Raw genomic sequence first — 19,384 nt, 5'->3', positions numbered from 1 at the left:
AATCCCTTCAATACACTGCTCATTTTACTAAAATTACTAAATAGCTAACAAATGTAATTTGAATTTAGATTAAAATCCACCATAAACAAATCCATTACCCGAAACACCGAATATAAGGACTGAAACGATGATGAAGATATAAAATGCCAATCTAGCGAATATCGACCGCTGCGATAGCCATTCCCATGTTGAACCATTTTTTCTTTCGATATACTGAAATACTTGTAAAATAATAAAGAAAAAAATGAAAATCACTAAATCTAGTAGCGAAAATATTTCAAATGCTTTAACAATTCGCGATGGTCTCCAAGAGTTAATTGTTAAGAAAAGCTGTGCATTTTCAAATGCATGTGTAACGGAATCCGATCGAAAAAATACTCTAGAAAAGCAAACTAGCAGGAAAGTTATTGTAATTTTCACCCATTTATGTAGCACTGGACTTCTATCCAATTGACTAAATGAAGCCATTTTCCCCCGAAAATGTTTTGTATAATCTCCAAACACGCGATAAAACCCATGTATTAGACCCCAGAAAACAAAATTCCAAGCGGCTCCGTGCCAAATGCCACTTACTAAAAAAGTAATTACAATTGCTAAATAAATTTCACTTCTCTTCTTTTTCCCCTTACACAACGGGACAAAAATATAGTCCCTAAGCCATGTAGAGAGCGTTATATGCCATCTACTCCAAAAATCCGATATCGAAACTGCAAAGTGCGGTTGCTTAAAGTTTTCTGTCAAATTTATCCCTAGCATTCTTGCACAACCGATGGCAATGTCACTGCATGCTGAAAAATCAGTGAACAATTGTATCGAGAATAGAATAGTAGCTAGTACAATTTGTGAACCAGTCGGGTCAGGACTATCGAAAACACTAGATACAATTGGAGCTAGTCGATCTGCAATTAATGTCTTCTTAAAAAAACCCCATGCGATTCGCTTCATCCCATAGTTTATATTTTCATAATTTAAATTCTGTTCAATTTTAAATTGCGGAAGCAGTTTCTTAGCACGTTCAATTGGCCCCGCAACCAATTGTGGGAAAAATGCAAAAAATATTGAAAAGTAGCCGTAATGTCTTTCGGCCTTTTGCTTTCCATAGTAGATATCCACAAGATAGCTTACTGCTTGAAATGTATAAAATGAGATGGCTAGTGGCAGGACAATTTCGTGGTATGGTACGGTATAATTCCAATCCATGTAATTTGCAATCGCTCGAAGTGAGTCATTTACAAAATTAAAATATTTAAACCAACCGAGAAAAAACAATAATACGGAAATACCTACTAGCATGACTTTTTTCTTCTGTTTTTTTGTCTCCTGTTTTTCAATAAGAATTCCAGTAAAATAAGTAATGGCTGTGCTTGCAAGTAGTAACGGGATAAATTGGATACTCAAAATAGCATAAAAAACGTAACTTGCTATTAATAAAAGAATCCATCTCAATCGATGTGGGATTAAATAATAAGTAAAAACGATTATTGCGAAAAATAGGAGAAATTCAATTGATATAAAAGTCATTCAATCACCTGATTAAAAATAAACTAAAGATTTTCAAATTCGAGGAAAAAAATAATTCTAAAGTTGTCCAAGTTGCAGCAACCCCTGAAATGTATCAACGAAACGCTTAACAATGAATAAAGCATATACTTCTGTAGGTTTAACGTTATTTCAATATTTCTCCTTGAAAGTGGCACACTCTTTTTCGTATTTAAGGTTTTGTCACGTGTATCACATTTTCTGTCACGGTTTCAGGTGGTTATTACTTATCCATATTAGGTAACTCGGAATAGAGGATTTTTCCAAAATGATTACGTGGGATTTCCTCAATTCTCATAATCTTAAAGCCCTTTAAGTTTAATTTTTCCTTAATTATTTTTTTAATTTGAACACAATCTTCTTTTAATGTGTAAATATACATTTGGTCATCCGTCCCAGCGCAGATACAATCATGACCATACTCATTTAAAAGTCCTTCAACTTCATCAAGGCTGATACGGTTTCCATAGACTTTAATCATTCTTTTGATTCGGCCCGTTATAAAAAAATAACCATCCTGATCAAAGTATGCCATATCACCTGTGCGCAAAATACCGTTGTTTTCATCTTTTTTCGAAAGATCGAATAATGACTCAGCATACCCTAAAGATACATTTGCTCCTTTGTATATCAATTCGCCGATAACGTTAGGCGCTGTAATTTGATTGCCATTGTCATCTTCAAGAAACAGCTCTCCTCCAGGAATAGCAATACCAATACTTCCGACTTTATCAAGATTTTTTTCACAGGGTAAATAGGTCATCCGGGCCGTTGCTTCAGTTTGACCGTACATGGTGAAGAACTGAATCCCTTTTTGCCGACAGATTTTAGCAAATTTGTTCGATAGAATGGAGCTTAATTTTCCGCCTGCTTGAGTTAGTTTTTTAAAACTTGGAAGATCAAACTCTTCAAACTTCAACCTATTAAGCATCTCATACACGAAAGGAACTCCTCCAAAAGTTGTTACTCGTTGCTCTTTACATAAGTCCCAAAATTCTTTTTTTATGATAGATGCATCCGTTACAATTATCGTCGCCCCACATATAAAATGACTATTGATGATAGAAAGACCATAGGAGTAATTCATTGGAAGCGTTGTTATAGGTTTATCGTCTGCATTGATGTTAAGGTACTCCGCTATGGATTCAGCATTTTTGAAAATATTTTCATAACTTAAGCGAACAAATTTGGGGCTCCCCGTACTTCCAGATGTTGTTAAAAGAAGCGCAAGTTGTTCATCAAGATCATGTTGGAAAAATGTCGGACTTCTAAATAATGTGTAATCTCCAAATACAAATGAACGATCCATTACTTCTAATAGGTCTTTATTTTCACTACTCGCCCAAATGTATGTAGGCTTATAAAGATTAATCAGTCTTCGCAACCGATCGATATGAATGGATGCATCCAAGAGTACAGGTACAACACGACCTCTAATAAAGCCTACGTAGCCAAATAAAGACTCTTTATTATTTGAACATAAACAAAAAACGAGTGTTCTTTCACCTACTTTACCGCAGATATCGTCAGCAATTTCTAACATTTCAGAGTAAGAATATTCTGCTTCAGCATATACAGCGGTGCGGTGCCCAAACTCCTCAAGTTTTTTGAAACTATTCATTAATAAAGTCCACTCCCAACCGTTTTAATAGCTCCATTCCTGACTGGTAAGAATTGAACTCGGTAATCCATTCAAAATCTATTGAGACATCAAAAATATCTTCTATCTCAGCAATGAGTGTCATATGTCCAATTGAATCCCACCCACTTGTTACTCCTAGTGCTAAATCTTCATATACATCATCTTCTTCCAAGTCCAACGCATTGTTAAATGCATTTCTATACTTTTCGATATTTCTCATTATATACACCCTTTCAACAACTATTTTCTCATGCATCTGTGTGAAGATCTTGTTAGCTCAAACAGTTTCTATATCTGACAAATTTTCTAGGGTTCAGCAACCATATCTTGAAGATGATGCTCACTCTTAATGCGCTCTAGTAACTCATCGGGCTCACCTTTAATGATATTTACTTTAATACCAGTTTCTTTTTCGAATTCTTTATATAATGCATCATCAACATCGTAATGACGGCTTGTATATAAATTTACTTCCTTTGACTCTTCCTGAGAGCTTTCTTTAAATATTTTAAATGAAAATGATTATCATAATCAATTATAAGGCTATGAGAAGAAAAGTCAATATAGTATTTTTTTACAATATTGGAATTCCTTCCTCTTTTTTCACAATCGAAATAAGTAAGCAAAGGGTTAGCCGAATCATGATTACTGATACAGTTTACTACCACCCTTTTTTAATCCCGCTGCATTAAAAAATCACCTCAAAGAATAACTAAAGAGGTGATTTTTATCAAACTTCATTACAAATTATCAATCTTTATTATAAACGATCAATGTTTTTTACAAAGCTACAATATATGATTGGCACAGCATGCAAGGTTATCTGGGTTCAATTTTAATTGGTGTAGGTTTTGCGGCAGGTTGGACCCCCTGTACAGGTCCAATTCTTGCCGGAGTAATGGGATTAGGATTAACGAATCCAGAAAAAGGGCTTTTATATACGCTCATTTATGTACTAGGATTCTCTGTTCCATTTTTAATCATGTCGGACGGAATATACTCGCTTAATTCTCCCTGGCCACTGTCTTCTTTTAAATAACGTGCGATTTTTTCTTCCGTCCATCTACTCTTTCTTTTTGCCACCACATTTAACACAATCCCCTTTTAGTGAAAAAAGAAATCGTATTTAAGGTAATAATTACCTCAAATACGATTATAAATATATCATAAATAGTATATAACTTTATTATTCAAGAACAGGTCAAAATGTGTTTGCTGAAATTTCTACTCAACCGTTACAGACTTAGCCAAGTTACGTGGTTTATCCACGTCACAGTCGCGGTGAAGCGCTGCGTAATAGCTAATCAATTGTAAAGGAATTACGGAAACTAATGGTGTTAACAATGGATGAACTTTTGGCAATACCAGTGTGTCGCCCTCTTCTTCCATACCTTCCATTGCAATGATACATGGGTTTGCCCCACGTGCCACTACTTCTTTTACGTTTCCACGGATGTTCAAACTTACCGCTTTTTGTGTTGCTAAAGCGAAGATTGGTGTACCATCTTCAATTAGAGCAATTGTTCCGTGTTTCAATTCGCCACCTGCGAAGCCTTCAGCTTGGATGTACGAAATTTCTTTCAGTTTTAATGCGCCTTCCATGCTCACACAGAAGTCCAAGTTACGGCCGATGAAGAATGCATTACGAGTAGTTGACAGGAAGTCACGAGCGATTTGCTCCATTTCTTCTTTCGAATCAACCATTGCTTGAATCGCATTCGCTACGATGCCAAGTTCTTGAACGATATCAAATTCAACTGTGCGTCCTGCTTTTTTAGCCGCTACTGCTGCTGTAAGTGCAAGAACAGCGATTTGTGCTGTATAAGCCTTTGTAGAGGCTACAGCAATTTCTGGACCTGCATGTAGTAACAACGTGTGGTCTGCTTCACGAGAAAGCGTAGAGCCTTTTACGTTAGTAACTGTTAATGTCGGGTGACCCAACTCTTTAATTTTCACTAATACTTGACGGCTATCTGCTGTCTCACCTGATTGTGTGATGAACATGAACAATGGTTTTTCAGATAGTAACGGCATGTTGTAACCAAATTCACTTGAAATGTGAACTTCTACTGGAATGCCAGCGATTTTCTCGAAGTAATCTTTCCCAACTAAACCAGCATGGTAGCTAGTTCCTGCTGCGATAATATACATACGATCCGCTTCATTTAAAGCAGTCAAGATTGCTTCATTGATTTCAAGCTCGCCTTGTTCGTTCTGGTAAGCTTGGATGATTTTACGCATAACTGCTGGTTGCTCATCAATTTCTTTCAGCATGTAATGAGGGTATGTGCCTTTTTCGATATCGCTCATATCCAATTCAGCTGTGTAAGCATCACGCTTCACTACTGTGCCATCTAATTTTTGAATTTCAACAGATTCTTTTTTCACGATTACCATTTCTTGATCATGAAGCTCAACGTATTGGTCTGTTACTTGTAACATTGCCATTGCATCAGATGCTACAACATTGAAGTCGTCACCAAGACCAACTAATAAAGGGCTTTTGTTTTTAGCAACATAAATTGTTTGAGCTTCTTCTGAATCCAATAACGCGATTGCGTACGAACCGTGCAATAAGCCAAGTGTATGACGGAATGATTCACCAGTAGTCATGCCATCGTTTGAGAATTTCTCAATCAACTGCACGATAACTTCTGTATCCGTATCGGACTTCATTTCCATCCCAGGTAAATATTCTTTTTGAAGTAAGTGATAGTTCTCGATTACTCCGTTATGAACCAGTGTATAGCGACCTGATTCACTTTGGTGTGGATGGGCATTCAATTGGTTTGGTACCCCGTGAGTTGCCCAACGAGTGTGTCCAATCCCAGTTTTTGCGTGCACATCATTTTCCACAGCTTGACGTAAGTCAGCAATGCGACCTTTTTCTTTAAAGACCGTTACACCGTCTTCGTTACGCACAGCAATACCCGCTGAATCGTATCCACGGTACTCCAATTTTTCCAAACCTTTTAATAAAATTTCTTTTGAATCTAACTCTCCAATGTATCCTACAATTCCGCACATAATTTAAAATCCTCCAATAATTTAATCAAATTAAAATAAGCGTCCTGCTAAGCGAGCAGACGCTGTTCCTGTGCCCTCTTCTTCCTTTAATCGCAAAATCACTTCTGCGTTTTAAGAATCAGAATTACGACCGGGCATCGCGGCCGGGAGGTATCCGCCGAATCTTCGATACTCCTCCTCCTCGTCTGCTGAAGATCCATTTCCGTCCGATTTCTTCAGCTCTGGCGCTATCATTGTTTTCCGATTTTTTGACGTGCGTAAATTCACTCCTTTTGCACGGGGACGTTTAAGTAGTCAGTTGTCAATGACTTACAATTCACGTCAGCACACCTATCATACTGAATTCACATTCATACGTCAATACAGTACATACCCTCAATATATTCCAAATAAACATGAAAGGCTAATAAAACCGCCCGTTAAAATTTACCATCCATTTTCTCTTGTATAAATAAGCAATCTCTAGATTTTCATTACCGACAAAGAGATTCGACGTGCAGCGGGAAAATAAAAAAGAATCGCATTTAAGCGACTCTTTTTATAGTCCGGTTATAGCCCCAAATACCAATGCTAACGCAATGACAAAAGCTGGGTGCAACTTCACTTTTTCCAATAAAACGAAACTTGCTACCATTAAAAACAAAGTGTAACCGGGACCAATGCCTGCGACAGACTCCTGCGCAAACTGTATCGTCATAAAACCAAGCAGAATGGCGATTACCGGACGGATGATTTTTGTTAAGTTCTTTACTTCCGGTTCGTCCTTGTACTTCAGTAGAATGACCATCATGCCGATCATCAGGAGTAAAGATGGGGCAACGCTTGCAAATATTGCAACAATAGATCCTAGAACGCCCGCTTCCGTATACCCAATATACCCCGCCATTTTGGTGGCAATGGGACCAGGCAAGGAATTGCCAATCGCGACCACTTCACTAAATTCTTGCGTAGTCATCCATTCATAATTCCCTACGACTTCATGCTCAACCAATGGAATTGAAGCTGGACCTCCTCCATAACTGAGAATGCCGGAAATGAAAAACGCTAAAAACAAGTGCCAATAAATCATGCTTTCCTCCTCCTTTTCAGGAGTGGTGAAAAGACAATGATAATACAACCTAAAATGACAATCGCCGGATGGATTTGTAAACCTTCTATTAGAATGCCAGCCACCACAATTATTATGAGGGCGCGCATCCAACCAAGTGTCTCACCCGACTTTTTGATGAAATCCCAAGTCAATATGGCAAGCATGACAGCTACAACAGGCACCACCGATGCCGACATATGCTGAACCCATGGGATGTCTTTATACGTTTGTAGTAAACCTAAAAAGACAATCATTAATAAAACGGTAGGTATGACAGATGCCGCTAAGGCAATCAAGCATCCCCAGGCACCAGCGACCCTGTAGCCAATATATCCAGCCATTTTAGTAGCAATAGGACCTGGCAACGTGTTGGCAAGCGCGAGCGTGTCTCCGAACTCATCATCTGTCATCCATTCATATTTTTTCACGACTTCCTGATGAACCAAAGGAATGGAGGAAGGGCCTCCTCCAAAGCCAAGCATACCGATTCGGAAAAAAGCCAAGCCAATATTGCGGTGAAGTATGCGACGTGGACGTTCGGAAACTTTCTTCACCACTGTGCGTTCTACCAAGCGGCGATGGCTCCGTCCGTTCGGGATTCCGTGCCACCTTGAAGCACACCTGTTTCAGGGTTTCGCCAAATGATTTGTCCACGTCCAAAACTGCCACCATCCGAATTCACATGAATATCATGTCCTTTTCTTACAAGACTCTGCACCAAGTAGTTCGGAAACTCTGGCTCAACATGAACGATCTTGCCTTTCATCCACTGCCAGCGCGGCATGTCTAACGTAGCTTGTGGATTTAACAGGAAGTCGACTGTATTTGTAATCACTTGGAAATGCCCCTGTGGCTGCATGTAGCCACCCATCACACCAAACGGACCGACAGCCTGACCGTCTTTCGTTAAGAAGCCAGGGATAATCGTGTGAAACGTGCGTTTGCCTGGTTTCAAAACGTTCGGATGCGTTTCATCCAATGAAAAATCATGTCCGCGGTTTTGCAATCCAATTCCTGTGCCGGGAATGACAATACCCGATCCGAAGCCCATATAATTGCTTTGGATATAGGAAATCATGTTTCCTTCGTCATCCGCAGCGGCGAGATAAACCGTCCCTCCTTTTGGCAATTCATATGCTTCTGGGTTCGCTGCCGTTTCCCCAATGACACTCGCTCGTTTCTCGGCGTATTCATCCGAAAGCAAATGTTCAACACTGACAGGCATTGCTTCAAGTTCTGTAATGAAAGCCTGACCATCTGTAAACGCCAGTTTCATCGCTTCGATTTGTTTGTGGAATGTGTCCGCATCTTGCCAAGTCGGTGGATCCAGTTGTTTGAAAACGTTCAACGCCATCAATGCAACCATCCCTTGCCCGTTCGGCGGAATTTCCCAGACGTCGTAGCCACGGTAGTTAGCAGAGACTGGCTCGACCCATTGCGGTTTATATGTAGATAAATCTTCTTTCGTTAAGTACCCGTCATGCTTTTTGAAGAATGCATCGATTTTGTCAGCAATTTCGCCTTCATAGAAATCACGTGCATTCGTTTCACCTATTGCTCGTAATGTTTTGGCATGACCTGGTGAAGACCAAACTTCGCCAATTTCAGGTGCCCGACCATCCGGAGCGAACGTTTTGAACCAGGCAGTAAATTCTTCCGTCGTGAACGTTTCTTTATACTTCTTATAAGCTGATTTCCAATACTTGCCGAGAATCGGTGACAACGGGTAGCCTTCTTCTGCGTAGCGAATCGCAGGAACAAGCACGTCTTTTAATGGAAGCTTTCCAAATTTTGAGGATAGCTCAGCCCACGCCGCCGGTACACCAGGAACTGTAACCGGGATGACACCGAAGACCGGCATCTTTTCATGACCTTTCTCACGGATGGCTTCAGCAGAAATCGATTGCGGTGCAGGGCCAGAAGCGTTAAGACCATGCAACTTGTCCTTTGTCCATACGAGGGCAAATGCATCGCCGCCGATGCCGTTTGAAGTTGGTTCTACAACGGTCAAGGCTGCTGCTGTTGCAATGGCAGCATCGATTGCATTGCCGCCTTTCTGCAATATTTCAAGTCCAGCCTGTGCTGCAAGTGGCTGTGAAGTTGCAACCATGCCTTTTTTCGCGAATACAGTATGACGCTTCGCAGCAAATGGGTGGTGTAAGTAATCCATCGTATCTTTCCCCCTATAACTTCTAAATAAAGTCTTTCGACTATCGTAACTTATTTCATGTCAAAAAGAAAAGACCAGCATCAAAAAGACGCTGGTCTCTAAAAAATTATTCTGCTAATCCCATTTCAGTACGCACAACATCAGCAATGCGTTCTACGTAACGTTCGCAATCTTCTTTCGTTGATGCTTCAACCATTACACGCACCAATGGTTCCGTACCTGAAGGACGTACCAAGACGCGACCATTCCCAGCCATTTCTTGCTCAACTTCTGAAATGACAGCTGCTACTTTGGCATTATCTGTCACACCATGTTTGTCAGTTACACGAACATTGACAAGTTTTTGTGGGAAAATCGTCATCTCAGCTGCAAGTTCAGACAGTTTTTTGCCGGTAATCTTCATGATGTTCACCAATTGAAGACCTGTCAGTAAACCATCACCCGTTGTATTATAATCTAGGAACACGATGTGTCCAGATTGTTCTCCACCTAAGTTGTAGCCATTGTTCTTCATTTCCTCAACTACATAGCGATCACCAACCGCTGTTTGAACGCTGCTCATTCCATGAGACTCAAGAGCTTTATAGAAGCCCATATTGCTCATCACTGTAGAAACAACTGTATCACGCTTCAAACGACCTTCGCTATGCAAATGCTTCGCACAAATGTACATGATTTGGTCGCCATCTACGATTTGTCCTTTTTCATCTACTGCAATCAGTCGGTCGCCATCGCCATCAAATGCAAGCCCTACGTGAGCGCCTTTATCCACGACAAATTTAGCCAACACTTCAGGGTGAGTTGATCCAACACCTTCGTTAATGTTCAAACCGTTCGGAGATGCACCCATTGTAGAAAGGTCCGCATCAAGATCAGCAAAAACATGTGTTGCTAAAGATGACGTTGCACCGTGTGCGCAGTCCAAAGCAACATGAATGCCAACAAAATCTTCATCCAATGTTTGCTTTAAGTAACTGATATATTTTTGTCCGCCTTCAAAATAGTCCGTAACAGACCCTAAATCTCCTCCAACAGGACGTGGCAATTCATCTACTTCTGCATCAATAAGCGCTTCGATTTCTGCTTCTTGATCATCCGAAAGTTTGAAGCCATCAGAACCAAAGAATTTGATTCCATTATCGGCAACTGGGTTATGCGAAGCAGATATCATAACGCCCGCTTCGGCACTCATCACCCGTGTTAAGTAAGACACACCTGGCGTACTGATAACGCCTAAGCGCATGACTTCTGCACCTACTGATAAAAGACCTGCTACAAGTGCACCTTCCAGCATATGTCCAGAAATGCGTGTATCTCTTCCAATTAAAACTTTCGGACGACCTGTACTCCCTTTTGTTAACACGTATCCACCAATACGACCTAATTTAAATGCCATTTCTGGTGTTAGCTCGCTATTTGCAACGCCTCGTACCCCATCAGTTCCAAAATATTTACCCATTTATCTATTCTCTCCTTCAAATCCAAACTTAAGCTCGCATGACTTCCACTGTGACGGAAGGTGAAGACACCGTCCATGTCACATTTCCAGGACCTTCAACGGTGACATCCAATAGATTTTCACCGTTTTCTGCTGCGCTTGCATCTACATATACTTGAAAATCCTTTGCAGTCAATGTATCAATATATGAACTTTCTCCTCTTACGGTCAAGAGGACTTTGCCACTGTCAGGCTGAGTGAAAGAAAAACGATCCTCTTCAGCCAACCCTTTAACTTCTACATTGACGCCAGCAAATTCACGGGCTGTAGTTTTCACTTCTGTTTCTTCATCCGTTTGTCCAGCTTGAGCTGACTCATCCAGCACTGGCTCTTCTTCAGGCGCTGGTGTCACATCAACTAATACTTCTAGTTGAGATTCAGAAACTCGTGTTGCACCTTTAGGGACCGGTATTTTTAATGTGAGTTCTTTCGATTCTTCGAGCTTACTCACGTCTACGTCTACCTTAATTGACTCCAAGGCATCAACAACTGACCTATTCCCATACACACGGACATTGCCAACTGATGGCGTTAACTCATTAATGACTACGCCTTCTTTTGGTGGCCCGATTTGCCTCAAGTCAATTGGTATCTCTCGACTATATTCTTCCATGGCAATCGTGACGTCCACCTGAGCAGGCTCTATCGTAACATTTAATTTAGATAAATCCTTATCTAACACTTTTACGCTCGCTTCTTGGGTAAAGGTTTTATTGAGCCCTGGCTCTCCCCCAACGGTTGCTTTTACAAAACTGATACTTTCAATCACACTTCTAGGACCCGTTATTAAAACGCGTTCCGGATTCGTTTTCATCCCCGTCACGATAAAGTTTTCAGCCAACAATCGTTCGTTGAATTCTGCATCAACCCGCATTTCCCGGGTGATTTTTTCTTCAATGTTTACTTCGATATACGACGGATCTAAAGTGACTTCGAGTTTTTCCGAAACATTCTCCACTTGCAGCATGACATTATGCTCATCCATATTTAACGTGCGTAAATCAACAAAGACGGTAAAGTCTTGCAGTTGTTTTGCTGATTGTACAAGTGACGTAGGTCCTTTTATCGTCATATCGACGGTCTCAGGAACTCCCGTGACCACTAAGTTCTCATCATCATAATAAACTTCCACCGGCACATCACGAATAATGTCCGTCATGTTCCCGTTCGTTGCTGCATTCAAATTTTCTTCATCGGATTTAATCGTCAAGAACAAAAGCATGGCGAGAAGCAGCGCCGTGATTCTTAAAAACCAAGGGCTATCCATCATTTTATCCATTCTTTTTCCCCCTCCACGTCCATTTTGAAGTACTGACCATTTCAGGCTCAGGTCCAAACCACACTTTGCGCAAGCGTGTTTCAAATTCTTCAATGGATAGATTTCGGTGAAGGTCTCCGTTAGAGGTTAAACTAACCGCCCCAGTTTCCTCGGACACAATAATGGTAATAGCGTCTGTCACTTCGCTAATACCCAGTGCTGCACGATGACGTGTACCAAGATCTTTAGAAATGAACGGACTTTCGGATAAAGGCAAATAACAAGCAGCTGCCGCTATTTTATTTTTTTGCATAATCACCGCTCCATCATGAAGTGGCGTATTAGGTATGAAAATATTAATCATTAATTCCGAAGTAATTTCAGAGTTCATTTTAATACCGGTTTCAATATACTCTGTCAGCCCGGTTTCACGTTCAATCGAAATCAATGCACCAATTCGGCGTTTCGCCATATAGCTTACAGATTTCGTCATAGCTTCAATTAACCGATTCTGCTCTTCTGCTTCTTGAAGGCTCGTGCGGGCGAATAATTTGCCTCGACCAATCTGTTCGAGTGCACGTCGTAGCTCCGGTTGGAAAATAATAATAATGGCAAGAAAACCCCAGTCAATGATTTTTTGCATCATCCAACCAAGTGTATCCAATCCAACTGTCTGCGTGAGCACCCGGACAATTATGATAACAAAGATTCCTTTTAATAATTGGACTGCTTTCGTTCCTTTTATCAAAGTGAAGATCTTATAAATGACAAACCACACGAGTAACACATCAAGTATATTAACGAGCACGTTTACCGGCGTCAAATCTGTAAATTGGTCAATAAACGGCATGTGGCATCCCCCACTTTTCATCACATATTCATATGGAATCAGTATAACATAAACATCCAGCGTTCTGCCTGTTGCAGAGAAAAGCACGGATGTTGGAAAAGTCCTGGATTATTCCTATTGGCGTTTTTAGTACTTCTATTTGCATTCAACGCTTTCAGACAGGAAGCCATCAAATTTCCCTGTTCTTTCGTATATAAAAGAAAAAGCCCACCCTCAAGGGTAGACTTATTTATCTTCTTTACCATTTACAAGTGACGCTACGTCTTTCGCACCGGCTTTAATTTTGTACCAAAGCCAATCGAACACTTGGTTAATTTCTTCTATTTCGCCAGTTACATTAGCTGTTGAGGCCATATACTGTCCATTAATTACCGTTACATTGCCATCTACTTCTCCGTCAATTTGAAGGTCACCGTTTTTGACAACCAAGTCCCCTTTGACAATCTCTCCAGCAGGAACGATTACTTTTTCTCCTTCAACCACAAGGTTTGGTTGTTTTGTGAATGAGAAATGTTGGTCTTCATTGAAACTCGAGAAGAGTGAAGCACTCATTAATATCATAAACAAGGCTGCAGCCGTCAATAATGGATGGCTGTGGAACCAACGCTTCATACCGACTTTTGATGTTTCTTTAGGCAAACGTGACGTCACGCCTTCCGCAAAACCACTGGGTGCAGATATATGTGATGCGCTCTGAACGAACGCAGCAACTTTACTTAACTCATGCATGTGCTGCTGACACGATGGACAACTGGCTAAATGGGTTTTGAGCTCCTGCTCATGCTCACCGCTGATGTCGCCATCCAAATATTCATGCATATAGTGAACGATCTGTTCTGGGCATTTGTTCATCGTGAATCCCTCCTACATGTTACTCAATTGCTTTCTGAGCGCCTCGCGCCCCCTGTGGATGCGGGTTTTCACAGTTCCAAGCGGCATTTCTAAAATTTCACTGATTTCCTGGAGCGGCAAATCTTCCATATATTTCAGTACAATCACTGCACGGTACTTATCCGGCAAGCGACTAATTTCATATTGAACACGGTCTTGCATTTCCATTTTCATTACCTGATCTTCCGGCAACTCTTCAGACGCGGCGATTTGTGAATACATGTTTAATCCTTCTGTGCCTGAAACCTCTGCATCTAAGTAATAATCTGGTTTCTTCTTTCTTATACGGTCAATACACAAATTGGTTCCAATTCTGTACAACCAAGTTGAAAATTTTCGTTTTGTATCAAACGTATGAATGTTAACGAATGCGCGGACAAATGCTTCCTGTGCAATATCCTCCGCTTCATGTCTGTTTCCAAGCATACGAAAACAAACCCGATATAATTTATCCTGGTATAGTTCGACAATCTCCGCGAATGCATTTTGATCGCCTTTTAATACTTCTTTTATTCGTTTGTTGACCAAAGCATCCATGGTGATTTCCCCTCCGCTCATGCGGCTGTCTTACTTATACGGTTTAAAGTCTAGACAGGTTTCATCTTTTTTAATATCTTTTATTATATCAGAAATATTTTCAAGATACTTACAATTGATAAAAAACTTCCCTATAGATAGACGCCCATTTATGATGTTTAGTTGCACTGAAATGAAGAAAAAACTGTTCAACCTGTAAGCATCATATGCTTGGTTGAACAGTTCGATTTTACCTTATAATAATTTTTCGCCGAACAGTGAGCCCATTAAAGCTACAGCTACATCAGCCGTTTTATTTTTTTCATCAAGAATCGGATTTACTTCCACAAATTCAGCTGATGTGATTAGTTCTGAAGAATAGAGCATTTCCATCGCTAAATGACTTTCACGGTAACTGATTCCACCTGGTACAGGCGTTCCAACACCCGGTGTATAAATTGGATCAATTCCATCTAAATCTAGAGATAAATGGACACCATCCACTTCACGGTCTTTTAAATACCACATCGCTTTGTTCATGACTTCCGTCATCCCAAGCTTATCGATATCATGCATCGTGAATACTTTTATGCCTTTTTCTTTGATTAATTCACGTTCACCTGGATCGATTGAACGCGCCCCGATAATGACAACATTTTCAGGTTTGATTTTTGGAGCAAACCCACGGATATTCACCAATTGCTCATGACCCAATCCAATACTGACTGCTAAAGGCATACCATGAATGTTGCCAGAAGGTGACGTATCTCCCGTATTTAAATCTGCATGTGCATCGTACCAAATAACTCCTAAATTTTTATAACGGTCGCCTAAACCTGCTAGCGTCCCAATGGCAATACTGTGATCCCCACCTAAAATAAGAGGGAACTGACCATTTTCCATCACGTCATGAATTTTATTTGCTAAAGTCGTACTTGCATCTGTTACTTCTTTTAAGTTGCGTAAGTTCGTGTCCGTTGGAGCCGTTTTTTCTGCCGCTGCAATGTGAATATCGCCTTCGTCAGTTACTGTGTGACCAATTTCCTCTAAACGTTCGACTACACCTGCATAACGAATTGCACTCGGTCCCATATCAACCCCGCGACGATTTTGACCCAAATCCATTGGTACCCCGATTAAAGATATATTTAATTTATTCATTATTTTATACCTCCCCATTTACTTAGGTTTATTGTAAATCAAGAGGTACACTTGGCTCAACTGCACATCATTATGAATAATTATTCATATTTTCATTCAATTGATTTTTAATCAATGGCCACTCATTTTCAATGATGGAATAAACGACGGCATTGCGCGGTTTTCCAGTCGAGCGAATTCGTTCATTGCGCAAGATTCCTTCTTTTTTGGCCCCTAATCGTTCAATCGCTTTTTGAGAAACTAAATTTTCTTCATCTGTTTTCAATTGCACACGAATCATACCAAGTGTTTCAAATGCATAAGTAAGCAACAGCAACTTAGACGTCGTGTTAATATGGGTTCGTTGAAATGATTTGCCATAAAAAGTAGCGCCTATTTCACATGTTTTATTCGAATGATCAATGTCATAGATACGTGTGGAACCATATAGTTCATCCGTTTCAGTATTGGCTACAACAAAAACAATGGTGGAATCCGTTGATTGCATCTGTTCATAGCCAGAGCCCATCCATTTATCAAACTCATCCATGTGTTGAATTTGGTTAAGCATGTAGGTAAACGTTTCAGTTGTCGTTAGTTTCCACAGACGTTCGATATCGGTTTCTTGCAGCGGTCGTAATGTCACATCATCATGCATTAATAACACACTCATACTCCACAACTCCCCAACAACTTTTTCACTATCATACAAAAGTTTTTCCGATATATACAGACTGTGGTCTGAATATTGTATTGTCTTCTGCTTGTTCCATGGCATGAGCAGTCCAACCTACAATTCGAGCAACACTAAATGTTGGGGTAAAGAGGGCAGGGTCCAGGTTAATCGCTCGCATGATGGCAGCTGCATAGAACTCTACGTTTGTGTACAACTTTCTCCCTGGTTTATGTTCATTCAACAGGTGAATTATTTCTTTTTCAGCATACGTAGCAAGATCCAACCACGTATCTTTTCCTTGAAGGGACAAACATTTTTCCCTAAGTACAATCGAACGGGGATCTTCCGTCTTATAAATTCGATGGCCGAATCCCATGATGCGTTCTCCTCTGGCAAGCTTTTCTTCAATGACCGGACGAACGCCTTCCGGAGACTTCATTTCATCTAACAAAGCAAGAACGCCTGAAGGTGCACCTCCGTGTAATGGACCTTTCATCGTACCGAGTGCCGATACAATCGCGGATGGAATATCCGACTCTGTTGAGATCGTGACTCGTGCTGCAAAGGTCGACGCATTCAACCCATGCTCCATTGTTAATAACAAATATGTTTCAAGTGCTTCTACTTGTGCAGGGGTTGGGGATATCCCTGTTAATAAGTATAAAAAGTTGGCAGTATGTCCTAGATTTTCTTGTGATGTCAAGGGCTCAAAATTTTGTTGTCTTCGATAATATTTAGCAACAATTACCGGAAGAGCCGCTGTTAAAATAACCGACTGTTCATATTGGGATTTTTGCAGGAATGACGGGGTTCCATAGGCTGAAACCGCTACTTTTATTACATCCATCACTTGTAAATTAATCGGTAATTGTTGCAGTAAATTCGATACATGTTCAGGCAGTTCTCTTCCTTCTTTCAATAATAGGGAAACCGGTTCTTTTCTTCCTGTCCATAAGTATGTGGACAACTGTTCAAATGTTGCATTTGAAACAATTTTATCCACAAGTTCTCCACGGTAGCGCAATTCACCTTTTTCTCCATCCACTGATGCAATTTTCGTATGAACGGCCACAACGTCTTTTAACCCTTTTTGAAACATACTATCGCCTCCTATAAGAGGAGTATACGTCGAAAATTTGATTATAAAAATTAAATAGTTATAATTAACTTAATTAATTTTATTAATTAAAGGATGTGTTGATTATAGAAATACAATGGATGAAAACATTCATTATTGCCGCAAAAACCCTAAACTTTCGAAAGACATCTGAACAACTTTTGATGTCACAACCGAGTGTCTCCGTACACATTCGATTACTAGAAGAGTATTTAGGAATTCCATTATTCGAACGCAATAAAAACCGGGTAACACTAACGGATGCTGGGAAAATATTTGTGGATAAAGCGGAAAAACTTCTTCAACAATATGAAGACAGCATTCAATCCATACATGCATATAAGCAAGGATTTAGAAGAAATTGGACAATCGCCATCTCACCTTTGCTAGCCGAAACCATATTACCTCATATCTTGCGATCATTTATGCGCCAACATCCTGACTTGGAAATTACCATTCGTGTAGAAGAATCCCATCTTATTGAAGAACTTGTGGATAAAGAAGACGTCCATTTGGGGATATCCGCATTAAATTCGACTTATAAACATATTGAATCGATTCCCATTTTTGAAGAACCTCTTCTTTTCATTGCTCCTGTGGATATCTATGATGATGAAAGTGGGCCAGCGTACGAGGAAATGGAGTATTTACAATCTTATACACTTTTTACCCACCATCATCCCGTGTTTTGGGATGACGTGTTGATAAAGTTGAGAAAACAAGTAACCGGCTTGCGCACGATGAAAGTGTCACAAGCACATATCACCAAACGTTTCATCCAGGAAGGGCTCGGCATTTCATTCCTTCCCCATTCCATTGTTAGACGCGAACTGCTTGAAGGCAGATTGATGAATGTCCATTTTAATTTATTTGAATTACCGAAAGTCACAACTTATGTGGTCGTAAAGAAACAAGGGGAACTTGAGAAAGAGTTCATTCAACTGTTATCCTCACATTATTTTGGATAATTCTATATTTCAGAAATACAAAAAGACGTTTGGAATCATTACATTCCAAACGTCTTTTTCAATTATGGAGCCTAGCGGGATCGAACCGCTGACCTCCTGCGTGCAAGGCAGGCGCTCTCCCAGCTGAGCTAAGGCCCCGAAAAAAGGATAAATAAAAAAGTGAGCCATGTAGGATTCGAACCTACGACCCTCTGATTAAAAGTCAGATGCTCTACCAACTGAGCTAATGGCTCGTACAAGAGTTATGGCTGGGGTACCTGGATTCGAACCAGGGCGTGACGGAATCAAAATCCGTTGCCTTACCGCTTGGCTATACCCCATTAATAAAATGCGAAAAATGGTGGAGGGGGGCGGATTCGAACCGCCGAACCCGAAGGAACGGATTTACAGTCCGTCGTGTTTAGCCACTTCACTACCCCTCCAAGGGTAATATAAAAATATGGTGGAGGATGACGGGCTCGAACCGCCGACCCTCTGCTTGTAAGGCAGATGCTCTCCCAGCTGAGCTAATCCTCCTGGGTAATATTAAGTAAACTTCGCAATTATGTGAAGGAAATGCTCTTTCCTTGCTTTGCTGCGTCGTCGCATTTTGTCATCATCGTATGACAAAATGGTGACCCCTACGGGATTCGAACCCGTGTTACCGCCGTGAAAGGGCGGTGTCTTAACCGCTTGACCAAGGGGCCGTTATGTATAATACGAGTACTGTATTTTTGGAAAAAAGCTTCCAACCGGGCTCGAACCGGTGACCTCTTCCTTACCATGGAAGCACTCTACCTGCTGAGCTATGGAAGCAAGAAAGTGGCTCCGAAGGTAGGACTCGAACCTACGACCAATCGATTAACAGTCGATTGCTCTACCACTGAGCTACTTCGGAATAAAAGTATAAATAAAAAAGCCTAGCGATGTCCTACTCTCACAGGGGGAAACCCCCAACTACCATCGGCGCTAAAGAGCTTAACTTCCGTGTTCGGTATGGGAACGGGTGTGACCTCTTTGCCA

Annotated in this window: 17 protein-coding genes, 8 tRNA genes, 1 rRNA gene and 2 pseudogenes; 2 read left to right on the top strand and 26 right to left on the bottom strand. The window is 40.6% G+C overall.

Translation table 11 applies throughout. From position 1 onward, the window contains the following. Nucleotides 1-69 precede the first annotated feature (69 nt). The 4 genes and pseudogenes from ACQKEV_RS14355 to ACQKEV_RS14340 form a co-directional block, all read right to left on the bottom strand. Complete coding sequence (locus ACQKEV_RS14355; RefSeq protein ID WP_427448139.1) at nucleotides 70-1,521, bottom strand: MBOAT family O-acyltransferase; 1,452 nt, start codon at nucleotides 1,519-1,521, stop codon at nucleotides 70-72. A 241-nt stretch (nucleotides 1,522-1,762) separates the two neighbouring features. Next, nucleotides 1,763-3,160 carry an AMP-binding protein gene (locus ACQKEV_RS14350; protein WP_427448138.1) on the bottom strand — a complete coding sequence of 466 codons (1,398 nt, stop codon included), beginning with the start codon at nucleotides 3,158-3,160 and terminating at the stop codon, nucleotides 1,763-1,765. Then, on the bottom strand, nucleotides 3,153-3,401 hold the full coding sequence (locus ACQKEV_RS14345) for an acyl carrier protein (RefSeq protein ID WP_427448137.1): 249 nt from the start codon (nucleotides 3,399-3,401) through the stop codon (nucleotides 3,153-3,155). Before ACQKEV_RS14345 ends, ACQKEV_RS14350 begins: the two co-directional genes overlap by 8 nt. Before the next feature lie 119 nt (nucleotides 3,402-3,520). Further along, nucleotides 3,521-3,661 (bottom strand): annotated as a pseudogene (locus tag ACQKEV_RS14340) (Fe(3+) ABC transporter substrate-binding protein); the annotation flags it as partial. Nucleotides 3,662-3,998: 337 nt separating this feature from the next. Here ACQKEV_RS14340 and ACQKEV_RS14335 point away from each other — a divergent pair. Beyond that, a pseudogene (locus tag ACQKEV_RS14335) lies at nucleotides 3,999-4,169 on the top strand (cytochrome c biogenesis CcdA family protein); the annotation flags it as partial. Here ACQKEV_RS14335 and ACQKEV_RS14330 read toward each other — a convergent pair. From ACQKEV_RS14330 to ACQKEV_RS14270, 13 genes are all read right to left on the bottom strand, one after another. Beyond that, nucleotides 4,130-4,267: a hypothetical protein gene (locus tag ACQKEV_RS14330; protein WP_427457959.1), complete on the bottom strand. Its 138-nt coding sequence runs from the start codon at nucleotides 4,265-4,267 to the stop codon at nucleotides 4,130-4,132. The pseudogene ACQKEV_RS14335 and the gene ACQKEV_RS14330 overlap by 40 nt on opposite strands. 138 nt (nucleotides 4,268-4,405) lie before the next feature. After that, the gene (gene glmS, locus ACQKEV_RS14325) at nucleotides 4,406-6,208 is read right to left on the bottom strand and encodes a glutamine--fructose-6-phosphate transaminase (isomerizing) (RefSeq protein ID WP_427448136.1); all 1,803 of its coding nucleotides are present in this window, start codon (nucleotides 6,206-6,208) and stop codon (nucleotides 4,406-4,408) included. 538 nt (nucleotides 6,209-6,746) lie between these two features. After that, on the bottom strand, nucleotides 6,747-7,277 hold the full coding sequence (locus ACQKEV_RS14320) for a chromate transporter (protein WP_427448135.1): 531 nt from the start codon (nucleotides 7,275-7,277) through the stop codon (nucleotides 6,747-6,749). Beyond that, the gene (locus tag ACQKEV_RS14315; RefSeq protein ID WP_427448133.1) at nucleotides 7,274-7,870 is read right to left on the bottom strand and encodes a chromate transporter; all 597 of its coding nucleotides are present in this window, start codon (nucleotides 7,868-7,870) and stop codon (nucleotides 7,274-7,276) included. The genes ACQKEV_RS14320 and ACQKEV_RS14315 overlap by 4 nt, the downstream gene beginning before the upstream one ends. Continuing rightward, a complete protein-coding gene (locus ACQKEV_RS14310; RefSeq protein ID WP_427448131.1) occupies nucleotides 7,864-9,468 on the bottom strand; it encodes a gamma-glutamyltransferase family protein in 1,605 nt (534 codons plus the stop codon). The genes ACQKEV_RS14315 and ACQKEV_RS14310 overlap by 7 nt, the downstream gene beginning before the upstream one ends. A gap of 106 nt (nucleotides 9,469-9,574) precedes the next feature. Further along, nucleotides 9,575-10,927: a phosphoglucosamine mutase gene (glmM, locus tag ACQKEV_RS14305; RefSeq protein ID WP_427448129.1), complete on the bottom strand. Its 1,353-nt coding sequence runs from the start codon at nucleotides 10,925-10,927 to the stop codon at nucleotides 9,575-9,577. Nucleotides 10,928-10,955: 28 nt separating this feature from the next. Continuing rightward, nucleotides 10,956-12,245 carry a CdaR family protein gene (locus ACQKEV_RS14300; protein ID WP_427448127.1) on the bottom strand — a complete coding sequence of 430 codons (1,290 nt, stop codon included), beginning with the start codon at nucleotides 12,243-12,245 and terminating at the stop codon, nucleotides 10,956-10,958. Beyond that, a complete protein-coding gene (cdaA, locus tag ACQKEV_RS14295) occupies nucleotides 12,238-13,074 on the bottom strand; it encodes a diadenylate cyclase CdaA (protein ID WP_427448126.1) in 837 nt (278 codons plus the stop codon). Before cdaA ends, ACQKEV_RS14300 begins: the two co-directional genes overlap by 8 nt. A gap of 225 nt (nucleotides 13,075-13,299) precedes the next feature. Beyond that, on the bottom strand, nucleotides 13,300-13,926 hold the full coding sequence (locus ACQKEV_RS14290; RefSeq protein ID WP_427448124.1) for a zf-HC2 domain-containing protein: 627 nt from the start codon (nucleotides 13,924-13,926) through the stop codon (nucleotides 13,300-13,302). A gap of 12 nt (nucleotides 13,927-13,938) precedes the next feature. Continuing rightward, on the bottom strand, nucleotides 13,939-14,502 hold the full coding sequence (sigW, locus tag ACQKEV_RS14285; protein WP_427448123.1) for an RNA polymerase sigma factor SigW: 564 nt from the start codon (nucleotides 14,500-14,502) through the stop codon (nucleotides 13,939-13,941). A 234-nt stretch (nucleotides 14,503-14,736) separates the two neighbouring features. Continuing rightward, the gene (gene rocF, locus ACQKEV_RS14280; RefSeq protein WP_427448121.1) at nucleotides 14,737-15,642 is read right to left on the bottom strand and encodes an arginase; all 906 of its coding nucleotides are present in this window, start codon (nucleotides 15,640-15,642) and stop codon (nucleotides 14,737-14,739) included. 70 nt (nucleotides 15,643-15,712) lie between these two features. Continuing rightward, complete coding sequence (locus ACQKEV_RS14275; protein WP_427448120.1) at nucleotides 15,713-16,294, bottom strand: GNAT family N-acetyltransferase; 582 nt, start codon at nucleotides 16,292-16,294, stop codon at nucleotides 15,713-15,715. Between the two features lie 31 nt (nucleotides 16,295-16,325). Beyond that, a complete protein-coding gene (locus tag ACQKEV_RS14270) occupies nucleotides 16,326-17,396 on the bottom strand; it encodes a citrate/2-methylcitrate synthase (protein WP_427448119.1) in 1,071 nt (356 codons plus the stop codon). Nucleotides 17,397-17,515: 119 nt separating this feature from the next. Here ACQKEV_RS14270 and ACQKEV_RS14265 point away from each other — a divergent pair, with 119 nt between their 5' ends. Further along, nucleotides 17,516-18,382, top strand: a complete 867-nt coding sequence (locus ACQKEV_RS14265; protein ID WP_427448117.1) for a LysR family transcriptional regulator — start codon at nucleotides 17,516-17,518, stop codon at nucleotides 18,380-18,382. A 65-nt stretch (nucleotides 18,383-18,447) separates the two neighbouring features. Here ACQKEV_RS14265 and ACQKEV_RS14260 read toward each other — a convergent pair. From ACQKEV_RS14260 to rrf, 9 genes are all read right to left on the bottom strand, one after another. Then, nucleotides 18,448-18,520 (bottom strand) — tRNA-Ala (locus ACQKEV_RS14260). A gap of 22 nt (nucleotides 18,521-18,542) precedes the next feature. Then, a tRNA-Lys gene (locus ACQKEV_RS14255) sits at nucleotides 18,543-18,615 on the bottom strand. A 12-nt stretch (nucleotides 18,616-18,627) separates the two neighbouring features. Next, nucleotides 18,628-18,702: transfer RNA gene (locus ACQKEV_RS14250), tRNA-Gln, on the bottom strand. Nucleotides 18,703-18,720: 18 nt separating this feature from the next. Next, nucleotides 18,721-18,804, bottom strand: a tRNA-Tyr gene (locus ACQKEV_RS14245). An 18-nt stretch (nucleotides 18,805-18,822) separates the two neighbouring features. Further along, a tRNA-Val gene (locus ACQKEV_RS14240) sits at nucleotides 18,823-18,898 on the bottom strand. Between the two features lie 95 nt (nucleotides 18,899-18,993). Beyond that, nucleotides 18,994-19,068, bottom strand: a tRNA-Glu gene (locus tag ACQKEV_RS14235). Between the two features lie 36 nt (nucleotides 19,069-19,104). Beyond that, nucleotides 19,105-19,177, bottom strand: a tRNA-Thr gene (locus ACQKEV_RS14230). A 7-nt stretch (nucleotides 19,178-19,184) separates the two neighbouring features. Further along, nucleotides 19,185-19,259: transfer RNA gene (locus tag ACQKEV_RS14225), tRNA-Asn, on the bottom strand. A 20-nt stretch (nucleotides 19,260-19,279) separates the two neighbouring features. Next, nucleotides 19,280-19,384, bottom strand: a 5S ribosomal RNA gene (gene rrf / locus ACQKEV_RS14220); the annotation flags it as partial.

The organism is Paenisporosarcina sp. NPDC076907 (assembly GCF_050269735.1).
In the GTDB taxonomy this organism is placed as follows: domain Bacteria; phylum Bacillota; class Bacilli; order Bacillales_A; family Planococcaceae; genus Paenisporosarcina.
The sequence above is the reverse complement of the archived record's forward strand: the minus strand, read 5'-3'. Positions and strand labels throughout refer to the sequence as shown.

Bases quoted from the DNA above. Each gene is read 5' to 3' on its own strand.
- ACQKEV_RS14355 (WP_427448139.1), bottom strand. From the start codon at position 1,521: ATGACTTTTATATCAATTGAATTTCTCCTATTTTTCGCAATAATCGTT.
- ACQKEV_RS14350 (WP_427448138.1), bottom strand. From the start codon at position 3,160: ATGAATAGTTTCAAAAAACTTGAGGAGTTTGGGCACCGCACCGCTGTA.
- ACQKEV_RS14345 (WP_427448137.1), bottom strand. From the start codon at position 3,401: ATGAGAAATATCGAAAAGTATAGAAATGCATTTAACAATGCGTTGGAC.
- glmS (WP_427448136.1), bottom strand. From the start codon at position 6,208: ATGTGCGGAATTGTAGGATACATTGGAGAGTTAGATTCAAAAGAAATT.
- ACQKEV_RS14320 (WP_427448135.1), bottom strand. From the start codon at position 7,277: ATGATTTATTGGCACTTGTTTTTAGCGTTTTTCATTTCCGGCATTCTC.
- ACQKEV_RS14310 (WP_427448131.1), bottom strand. From the start codon at position 9,468: ATGGATTACTTACACCACCCATTTGCTGCGAAGCGTCATACTGTATTC.
- glmM (WP_427448129.1), bottom strand. From the start codon at position 10,927: ATGGGTAAATATTTTGGAACTGATGGGGTACGAGGCGTTGCAAATAGC.
- ACQKEV_RS14300 (WP_427448127.1), bottom strand. From the start codon at position 12,245: ATGGATAAAATGATGGATAGCCCTTGGTTTTTAAGAATCACGGCGCTG.
- cdaA (WP_427448126.1), bottom strand. From the start codon at position 13,074: ATGCCGTTTATTGACCAATTTACAGATTTGACGCCGGTAAACGTGCTC.
- ACQKEV_RS14290 (WP_427448124.1), bottom strand. From the start codon at position 13,926: ATGAACAAATGCCCAGAACAGATCGTTCACTATATGCATGAATATTTG.
- sigW (WP_427448123.1), bottom strand. From the start codon at position 14,502: ATGGATGCTTTGGTCAACAAACGAATAAAAGAAGTATTAAAAGGCGAT.
- rocF (WP_427448121.1), bottom strand. From the start codon at position 15,642: ATGAATAAATTAAATATATCTTTAATCGGGGTACCAATGGATTTGGGT.
- ACQKEV_RS14275 (WP_427448120.1), bottom strand. From the start codon at position 16,294: ATGAGTGTGTTATTAATGCATGATGATGTGACATTACGACCGCTGCAA.
- ACQKEV_RS14270 (WP_427448119.1), bottom strand. From the start codon at position 17,396: ATGTTTCAAAAAGGGTTAAAAGACGTTGTGGCCGTTCATACGAAAATT.
- ACQKEV_RS14265 (WP_427448117.1), top strand. From the start codon at position 17,516: ATGAAAACATTCATTATTGCCGCAAAAACCCTAAACTTTCGAAAGACA.